This window comes from Vibrio sp. 1288, from assembly GCF_033344475.1.
Map to the genome: position 1 here is coordinate 1 of NZ_JAWPOX010000078.1, position 2,288 is coordinate 2,288.

Here is a 2,288-nt window from a genome sequence, read left to right on the forward strand (position 1 = left end):
GTGGTGCCCGGAGGCGGAATCGAACCACCGACACGAGGATTTTCAATCCTCTGCTCTACCGACTGAGCTATCCGGGCGACGAGGTGTATTAAAAGGCTTTTCGGCTTTCAGGTCAACAATAAAATTAAAATAAAATATCGTTTGATGAATTTGTGCTCGGAGTGGGCTGTTTTTATGCGTTTTTAGCAGCAATGCGCCATGCTTTAAGCGATGTTTTAACATTGATAGTGTGTTCACTTGCAAAATAAAGGCGATAAAAACAAAAAAGCACGTCTGAAAACGTGCTTTTTATTGAACAATTGACTTTAAACTAGTGCTTTACTGAGAACTTGTTTACCCAACCTTCTAGCTCATTCGCTAGTGAAGCTAAACTTTGAGTACTTGATTGGCTCTCGGTTACGACAGAGTTGAGTTGGCCTCCGCTTTCCTCGATAAGGTTTATGCGTAGCGCAATATCATCGCTAACCTGCGTCTGCTCAGCGGCAGCAGTAGCGATCTGCTGGCTCATTGTGGTGATAGATTCTAACGCCGTTACAATTTGCTGTAGAGCTTCAGAGGCATTCTTAGACTCTGTAACAGTGCTTTCACTGGTTTCTGCACATATTTCCATTGTGTGAATGGCATTGCGAGAGCCTTCTTGCAGATTGGAGATCATATACTGAATCTCTTTTGTGCTGTCTTGTGTGCGTCCTGCTAGGTTGCGTACCTCATCAGCAACGACTGCGAAGCCTCGGCCTTGTTCTCCAGCACGTGCTGCTTCAATGGCTGCATTGAGTGCCAATAGGTTTGTTTGCTCTGCAATATCACCAATCACATCGAGCACTTTTACAATATTATTTACATCCTGATCTAGATCGGCGACCGCTTTACTCGCAGTATTTAATTGAGAAGCTAAACCTTGAATGTTTTCAACCGTGTTATGAATGAGTTTCTGAGTATGTTGGCTTTGTTTGTCAGCCTCGTCCGTATTGTTTGCGGTGTCGCTTGCTGAATTGGCAACATGGTTGGCTGAAGATGCCATTTCAGTCATCGCAGTGGCAATCATCGCCGTTGATTGCTGCTGAGATACGGTAAGATCGGCAATCGTATTTGATCGAGCCTCTACGGCAAACAACTCTGCGCGCAGTGCATGCATAGACTTCTCTAGGTTTGTCACCATAGTAGCTAGTGATTGACTCATATCTTGCACGGCACGATAGATACTTCCTCTCGGTGCCACAGTATCAAAACTGGTCTGAATGTCTCCTTGAGCGACAGCTTGAACTGCTTTGCGCACGTCGTTAGGCTCTCCTCCAAGTAGATTAAGCATTTTGCGAATCGAAATGATCAGGCCACTTAGAATACTTCCCGCGATAATCAGACACAGCGCAAGCTGCCATTGTGCTGTCGACCAAAAACGTGCGTTAACTTCATTAAAGCCAATACCTGTACCGACAACCCAGCTCCAGTGTGGTGTTTTTTCTGCTATCGAGTGTTTTTCTTCAATGCTGCCATTTGCTTGTTTTTGGCTCCAGGTATATTCAACGATCTGACCTGTTTTGTGCCCCAATACATCTAGAATGAGTTGGCCTACACTATTACCACTGCCATCTCTAAAGTCATGGAAGCTGGTTCCGTGCAGTTGAGGGTCTAGTGGTGCGGCGATGAACATCATATTTTCATCTGCGACATAAACGTATTCGTTGTCTTTGTAGATATTGTTACGAAGTAGGCGAGTGGCTAATGCTTTCGCTTCGTCTTCCGGCATTTTGCCTTCGATAGCCATCTTTTCTACTTCGGTAAGTATGCTGTACGCACTTTTAAATAGCTCAGTAACTCGAGCTTTGTTATCAAGGTTACTTGCGACGCGAAGTGTCCATAAGCCCGTTGCGGTCAGAGCTAGGAGAGCTAGCAATATGATCGCAGATAATAAATAGGCTTGAGTTTTTAGTTTCATATTTAGCTCACAAATAAAGTGTTATCACTATGCAAGGCATAGCTAAAAGAAGAAATGTAATAACTCGGGCATCTTAGTGAAGATAAATATGCTCGGATACTAATGCGTATTGAAATTACGATGAGGATTAAATTTTTAGCGTGAAATAAGTGTTTTTGAAGAAAGGATTTAATGTTCGCTGATGTTTAGAAATGAAGTGCAGATAAATGGGAAAGTGAGAAATGACGTATAAAGCAGATACAAAAAAGCCGCATCAAGTGATGCGGCTTTAAAAGTGGCTCCTCCTGCTGGGCTCGAACCAGCGACCTGCGGATTAACAGTCCGTCGCTCTACCAACTGAGCTAAGGAGGAA

Annotated in this window: 1 protein-coding gene and 2 tRNA genes; all 3 read right to left on the minus strand. The window is 43.8% G+C overall.

Annotation, left to right across the window (positions count from 1 at the left end; all coding sequences use genetic code 11):
• Position 1: 1 nt before the first annotated feature.
• The 3 genes from R8O11_RS24670 to R8O11_RS24680 all read right to left on the minus strand — a co-directional run bounded on the left by R8O11_RS24670 (position 2) and on the right by R8O11_RS24680 (position 2,287).
• Positions 2-77: transfer RNA gene (locus R8O11_RS24670), tRNA-Phe, on the minus strand.
• A gap of 233 nt (positions 78-310) precedes the next feature.
• Positions 311-1,936, minus strand: coding sequence for a methyl-accepting chemotaxis protein (locus R8O11_RS24675; protein WP_318194539.1), 1,626 nt, complete (start codon positions 1,934-1,936; stop codon positions 311-313).
• Positions 1,937-2,211: 275 nt separating this feature from the next.
• Positions 2,212-2,287: transfer RNA gene (locus tag R8O11_RS24680), tRNA-Asn, on the minus strand.
• Position 2,288: the final 1 nt, after the last annotated feature.